This is a genomic window from Mesorhizobium sp. M7D.F.Ca.US.004.03.1.1 (genome assembly GCF_003998635.1).
In the GTDB taxonomy this organism is placed as follows: Bacteria; Pseudomonadota; Alphaproteobacteria; order Rhizobiales; family Rhizobiaceae; genus Mesorhizobium; species Mesorhizobium loti.
In genome coordinates this window covers 1-5,863 of the sequence record NZ_RZQG01000342.1, presented here as the reverse complement: position 1 = coordinate 5,863, position 5,863 = coordinate 1, and the positions used below count along the sequence as shown (strand labels likewise).

Sequence of the window (5,863 nt, the reverse complement as noted above, 5' to 3'; positions counted from 1 at the left end):
GTTGATATATTGTGTCATGGCGCCGAGCTGGTCGGCCACCCCTGATGGATGCGTCAGCCAGCCGATGCGCCAGCCGGTCATCGCCCAGGCTTTGGAGAAGCTGTTGACCGACAGCACCCGGTCCCCGTCCTCGGTGATCTGCAGGATGGAGGGGGCAACGTCGCCGTCGAAATAGAGCCGGCCATAGACCTCGTCGGAGATGATCCAGATGCCGGTGCGCCGGCTGAAATCGAGCAGCGCCAGCATCTCCTCGCGCGATGCGGTCCAGCCGGTCGGGTTGGATGGCGTCGACAGGAAGATCGCCCGCGTGCGGGCGTCGCAGGTGGCGAACAGCCGGTCGAAATCCAGATGCCAGTCGCCCCTGAAATCGAGCGAAAACGGCCGTGGCTCACCGCCGATCAAATGGATGGCGTTGTGGATGTTGGGCCATTGCGGCGCGACATAGACGACGTTGCTGCCGGTATCGACCAGCAGTTCCAGCGCCAGGTACAGCGCCTGCATGCCGCCAGGCGTGACGATGGTGCGCGCGATCGGGATCGGCCGGCCATGGATGCGCGTCTGGTACTCCGACAGCGCCTCGTTCAACGGGGCGTGGCCGCGCATGTTGGGAACGTAGAAGGTCAGGCCGTCATCGAAGGCGGCCTTGGCGGCGTCGCGGATGAAAGCCGGCGTCACCATGTCGCCTTCGCCGTACCACAGCGCGATCACATCGCCCAGTTCACGCGCCCGCACGGCAAGGTTGGCGATGTTTTCTGTGTGAAGATCGCGAATCTGGGCGCGCACGCCGTCAAAGGCATAGCGCGCGCTGGACGATGACTGGGGCAGTACGAACGACAAGGACTGAAACCCCTCCTACCCGGAGCACAACGATGGACTGGCCGGGAAGCCGGTCCGGTACGGCCGTCGCCATCGATCCTGGAATGCTTATCCAAAGTGCGGCACTTTTCAAGGCGAAAGTTTTAAGCTTAAAAAGTTTGACCGTCCTGTTGCCGTGCCGATACGCCTTTTTGCGCCAGCTGCGCCCGTCTCATGCCAATTCGTCGCGTGTGGCGGCACAGTTGGCCGCAGCGCCGGCGCCGAGAAACATGGTGTCGCTGGCCAGGATGAAGAAGCTGGCGCCGATGGCTGCCCATTGCCCGACAGGTTGTGGGCTGGCGCAAAATATGCCGGCGGCCTTGCCGTGCGCGATCGTCGCGCCGACGATCGTCCGGATCGCCGCATTGAGCCTGTCTACGCCTTGCGGTCCCAGCGCATCGATCGACACCGAAAGATCGCCGGGGCCGACGAAGATCACGTCGATGCCGTCGACGGCCGCGATCGCTTCGATGTTGGCCAGCCCTTCTGATGTCTCGACCTGGATCGCGACGACGATCCTGTCATTGGCGCCGGCCAGATATTCCGGAATGCGATAGCCATAGCCGGCGGCCCGGCCGGGACCGACACCGCGCTCCCCTTTTGGCGGATAGCGCGAGGCTTTGACGGCCATCGCGGCCTGGGGGGCGGTCGATATGCGCGGCACCAGCACGCCTTGGGCGCCGCTATCCAAGGCCGCCTGGATGGCCTCCGGCGCATGGCCGGGAACACGCACCATGGCCGGCACGCGATGCACGTCGGCCGCGCGCACCATGGTCTCGATCATGTCGCGCGAGATCTGGGCATGTTCCCAGTCGATGCAGAGGAAATCGAGACCGGACTGCGCCATCACTTCGACCGCGACGGGATGGGGAATGGCTGCAAAGGAGCCGACAAGGTTCGTCTTGCCGATGCATTTCTGGCGGAACTCGCTCATGCCGATCCCCTTTTTCGTCCTGCCCAAATCCATATCCGCAAACCATCGCCAGGCGAAGCTATTTCATGCTTGAAATATTTTTGCGGAGCCGTAGCGTGCGATCTTCGCCGGGAGGTCGCGACATGAACAAACCACACCCCTTGCACGGCCCGAACAGACTGAAGCTCGGCGTCTTTTCGACCAATGCCGATGGCGGCCTTGCCATCACCGACGTTCCGGAACGCTGGACAGCGAGCTGGCAGGACAATCTGACCGCGGCGCAGATCGCCGATCGGGCAGGGCTGGAGTTCATGCTGCCGATCGCGCGCTGGCGCGGCTTTGGCGGCCGCAACAAGGTGCGCGAATGGTCGTTCGAGACCTTCACCTGGGCGGCAGCACTTGCCATGGCCACCGAGCAGATCGGCCTGTTCATGACCGTGCATGTGCCGCTGGTGCATCCGCTCTACGCAGCCAAGGCGCTGGCGACGGTCGACCACATCAGCCAGGGCCGCGCCGGCCTCAACATCGTCTGCGGCTGGAACCCGAAGGAATTCGGCATGTTCGGCACGCCCCTGGTCGAGAAGGGCTACGACCAGGCAGCGGAATGGATCGAAATCCTCGAAAAGCTTTATGCCTCGCCCGAGCCGCTCGACTATGAGGGCACCTACTATCGCCTCAAGGAAGCCGTCAGCCGGCCGGCTAGCCTGCAGGTTCCGCGCCCCGTGACAATGAACGCTGCTTTCGGCGGGCCGGGTCGCGATTTCGCCGCCGCCAGATGCGATTATCTGTTCACGACCTTTTCCGAGATGAGCGATGCCGGCAAGCACGTCGCCGACATCAGCGAGCGCGCCGACAAGGCAGGCCGCGACGTCGGCGTCTACACGGTGGCGCATGTCGTCTGCCGTCCGACGATGGAGGAGGCGCAGGCCTATTACACGCGCTACGCCGTTGATATGGCCGACCACGATGCGGTCGATGCGCATATGGCAGGCAAGAAGGAATTCTCGCAATCGCACGACCCGCATGCCTATGACCGCTATCGGCAACGTTTCGCCGGCGGCGCCGGCACCTACCCGCTGGTTGGAACCCCGGAAACGATCGCCGCCGACATGGCCGCCATTGCCGGGCACGGCTATCAAGGCATCGCGCTGTCCTTCGTCAACTACACGCAGGAACTGCCCTATTTCTGCGATCACGTGCTGCCGATTTTGCGGAAGGCGGGACTGCGCGAATAATTTATTCCTGGGACAATCGATAGTTTATTCCGGGATGACGGCGGTAGCTTGGATCTCCACCTTGGCCCGGTCCTCGACCAGCGCCACCACCTGCATGGCGGCCATCGCCGGAAAGTGCCGGCCGATCACCTCGCGATAGGCCTCGCCGATGCCCCTGAGGTTGGCGAGGTATTCGGCCTTGTCGGTGAAATACCAGGTCATCGAGGTGATGTGCTGCGGCCCCGCACCGGCCTCGGCCAGCACCGCGACGATGTTCTCGAGCGTCTGCCGCACCTGGCCGACAAAATCGTCGGTCTCGAACTGGCATTGTCCGTTCCAGCCGACCTGTCCGCCTACGAAGACGAGCTGCCCGCGTGCCGCGACGCCATTGGCGTAGCCGACAGGTTTTGCCCAGCCTTCCGGCTGCAGAATCGTATGCATTCAAAACCTCCCGGTATTCCAAAAACCAAGTCTCAAAATCGCCGTCAATTTCTCGCCGTCAGGCCGCGCCCAGCACTTGTCGCGCAATCACCACTTTCTGGACGTCGGAGGCACCCTCATAGATGCGCAGCGCGCGGATCTCGCGATACAGGCTTTCGACGATATGGCCTTTGCGGACACCGTCGCCGCCATGCAGCTGCACGGCCTTGTCGATCACCTCTTGCGCCTTGTCGGTGGCAAACAGCTTGGCCATCGCCGCCTCGCGGGTGACGCGGGGCGCACCCATGTCCTTGGCCCAGGCGGCGCGGTAGACCAGAAGCGCCGCCGCGTCGACGTCGAGTGCCATGTCGGCGATATGCCCCTGCACCATCTGCAGCTCCGCCATCGGCGCGCCGAACAGTTTGCGCTCGGCCACCCGTTTGATGCTCTCGTCCAGCGCGCGGCGGGCAAAGCCAAGTGCCGCCGCGCCGACAGTCGAGCGGAACACATCGAGCACCGACATGGCGATGCGGAAGCCGTCGCCTGGTTTGCCGATCAGTGCCGAGGCTGGCAGGCGGACCTGGTCGAAAGACAGCCGCGCCAGCGGATGCGGCGCGATCACTTCGAGCCGCTCGGCGATGCCGAGGCCCTTGGTGTTATCAGGCACGAGGAAGGCCGAGAGCCCCTTGGCGCCGGGCGCCTCACCGGTGCGGGCAAAGACGACATAGAGATCGGCGATGCCGCCATTGGAGATCCACGTCTTCTCGCCGGACAGGACATAGCTATCGCCGTCGCGGATCGCCGTCATTTCGGTGTTGGCGACGTCCGATCCCGAGCGCGGTTCCGACAGGGCGAAGGCTGATATCGCCTTGCCGGCGCGCGTCTTTGCCAGCCATTGCTGCTGCGGCGGCGTGCCGAACAGGCTGAGCGCACCGGTGCCGAGCCCCTGCATGGCGAAGGCAAAATCGGCCAGCCCGTCATGGCGGGCAAGCGTCTCGCGTGTGATGCACAGGGTGCGGACGTCGAGTGGTCCCGGATTGTCCGTGTCGAGCGCCGTCGGCTTCAACCAGCCATCCCGGCCAAGCTTGCCCACCAGCTCGCGGCAGGCGGCATCGACATCATGATGATCGACCGGCAGGTTTTTCGCGCACCATGCCTCCAGCTGCTCGGCGAGCTGGCGATGGCGATCCTCGAAAAACGGCCAGTTGAGAAAACTCTTGTCAGCCATCAATTGCCCTCGAACACCGGCTTTTCCTTGGCCACGAACGCCTTGTAGGCGCGCTCGAAGTCGCGCGTCTGCATGCAGATCGCCTGCGCCTGCGCTTCCGCTTCGATCGCCTGGTCGAGACCCATCGACCATTCCTGGTTGAGCTGCGTCTTGGTGATGCCATGGGCGAAGGTCGGGCCGGAGACGATGCGCGCGGCCATGTCGAGCGCATCGGCCTCCAGCGATGCGGCATCGACCAGCCTGTTGTAGAACCCCCAGCGCTCGCCTTCTGCCGCCGTCATGGTACGGCCGGTGTAGAGCAGTTCGGCGGCGCGGCCCTGGCCGATGATGCGCGGCAGGATCGCGCAGGCGCCCATGTCGCAACCGGCGAGACCGACTCGGGTGAACAGGAATGCGGTCTTTGCTTCCGGCGTGGCGATCCGGATATCGGAGCTCATGGCAATGATGGCGCCGGCGCCGACCGCGACGCCATCGACCGCCGCAATAATCGGCTTGCCGCAATTCAGCATCGCCTTGACGAAATCGCCGGTCATGCGGGTGAAGGCGAGAAGCTGCTTCATGTCCATCTTGACCAGCGGGCCGATGATGTCGTGGACATCGCCGCCAGAGCAGAAATTGCCACCATTGGAGAGAAACACCACGGCGTCGACGTCGTCGGCATAGACGAGGTCGCGGAACGTGTCGCGCAGCTCGGCATAGCTATCGAAGGTCAGCGGGTTCTTGCGTTCCGGCCGGTCGAGCCGGACCTTTGCGATCCTGCCTTCGACCTCCCACAGGAAATGCTTCGGCTTGCGCCCGACCATCGCGATCATTCGCGTCCCTCCCAGTTGCTGCGGAACGAGGTCAGCATGCCGGTCAGCCGGCGCGCGTCGTCCTCGCTGACCTTGCCCAGCAATTCACCGATCCAGCCTTCATGCGCCGCGGCGATGGTGGCAAAGGCCTGCGTGCCTTCCTCGGTCAGCCGCACCATCGAGGTGCGGCGATCGCCATTGCGCCGCGCGCGGGCGACAAGTCCTTCCGAAACCAGCCGGTCGACGATGCCGGTGACATTGCCGTTGGACACCAGCAGGAATCGCGACAGGTCGCTCATCAGCATGCCTTCCGGCACCCGATAAAGGGCTGCCATCACATCGAAGCGCGGCAGCGTCGTGTTGAAGTCCTTCTTCAGGCGCTCGCGCAGCTCGGCCTCGATCGTACGCGAGGCGCGCAGCAGCCTGATCCACAGCCTCAAGC

General features: G+C 64.1%; 7 protein-coding genes. 1 reads left to right on the top strand and 6 read right to left on the bottom strand.

The window, feature by feature from the left end; all coding sequences use genetic code 11:
* Positions 1-837: aminotransferase class I/II-fold pyridoxal phosphate-dependent enzyme (locus EN935_RS19210; protein ID WP_127373525.1), on the bottom strand; the 837-nt coding region annotated here is incomplete at its 3' end.
* Between the two features lie 190 nt (positions 838-1,027).
* Positions 1,028-1,789, bottom strand: a complete 762-nt coding sequence (locus tag EN935_RS19205) for an HpcH/HpaI aldolase/citrate lyase family protein (protein ID WP_109666751.1) — start codon at positions 1,787-1,789, stop codon at positions 1,028-1,030.
* 122 nt (positions 1,790-1,911) lie between these two features.
* Between EN935_RS19205 and EN935_RS19200 the strand changes: the two genes are divergently transcribed.
* On the top strand, positions 1,912-3,003 hold the full coding sequence (locus tag EN935_RS19200) for an LLM class flavin-dependent oxidoreductase (RefSeq protein WP_109666194.1): 1,092 nt from the start codon (positions 1,912-1,914) through the stop codon (positions 3,001-3,003).
* 24 nt (positions 3,004-3,027) lie between these two features.
* Here the strand turns inward: EN935_RS19200 and EN935_RS19195 are convergent, their stop codons facing one another.
* From EN935_RS19195 to EN935_RS19180, 4 genes are read right to left on the bottom strand one after another with little or no spacing between them, the layout of a single operon-like run.
* Entirely contained in the window at positions 3,028-3,423 is a 396-nt protein-coding gene (locus tag EN935_RS19195; protein ID WP_109666196.1) for a RidA family protein, read from the bottom strand.
* Positions 3,424-3,481: 58 nt separating this feature from the next.
* Positions 3,482-4,630: an acyl-CoA dehydrogenase family protein gene (locus EN935_RS19190; protein ID WP_109666198.1), complete on the bottom strand. Its 1,149-nt coding sequence runs from the start codon at positions 4,628-4,630 to the stop codon at positions 3,482-3,484.
* Entirely contained in the window at positions 4,630-5,442 is an 813-nt protein-coding gene (locus EN935_RS19185; RefSeq protein ID WP_109666200.1) for an enoyl-CoA hydratase family protein, read from the bottom strand. Before EN935_RS19185 ends, EN935_RS19190 begins: the two co-directional genes overlap by 1 nt.
* On the bottom strand, positions 5,439-5,861 hold the full coding sequence (locus EN935_RS19180) for a MarR family transcriptional regulator (RefSeq protein ID WP_245489005.1): 423 nt from the start codon (positions 5,859-5,861) through the stop codon (positions 5,439-5,441). The genes EN935_RS19185 and EN935_RS19180 overlap by 4 nt, the downstream gene beginning before the upstream one ends.
* Positions 5,862-5,863: the final 2 nt, after the last annotated feature.

Coding starts and splice junctions, on each gene's coding strand:
- EN935_RS19200 (WP_109666194.1), top strand. CDS start 1,912: ATGAACAAACCACACCCCTTGCACGGCCCGAACAGACTGAAGCTCGGC.
- EN935_RS19195 (WP_109666196.1), bottom strand. CDS start 3,423: ATGCATACGATTCTGCAGCCGGAAGGCTGGGCAAAACCTGTCGGCTAC.
- EN935_RS19190 (WP_109666198.1), bottom strand. CDS start 4,630: ATGGCTGACAAGAGTTTTCTCAACTGGCCGTTTTTCGAGGATCGCCAT.
- EN935_RS19185 (WP_109666200.1), bottom strand. CDS start 5,442: ATGATCGCGATGGTCGGGCGCAAGCCGAAGCATTTCCTGTGGGAGGTC.
- EN935_RS19205 (WP_109666751.1), bottom strand. CDS start 1,789: ATGAGCGAGTTCCGCCAGAAATGCATCGGCAAGACGAACCTTGTCGGC.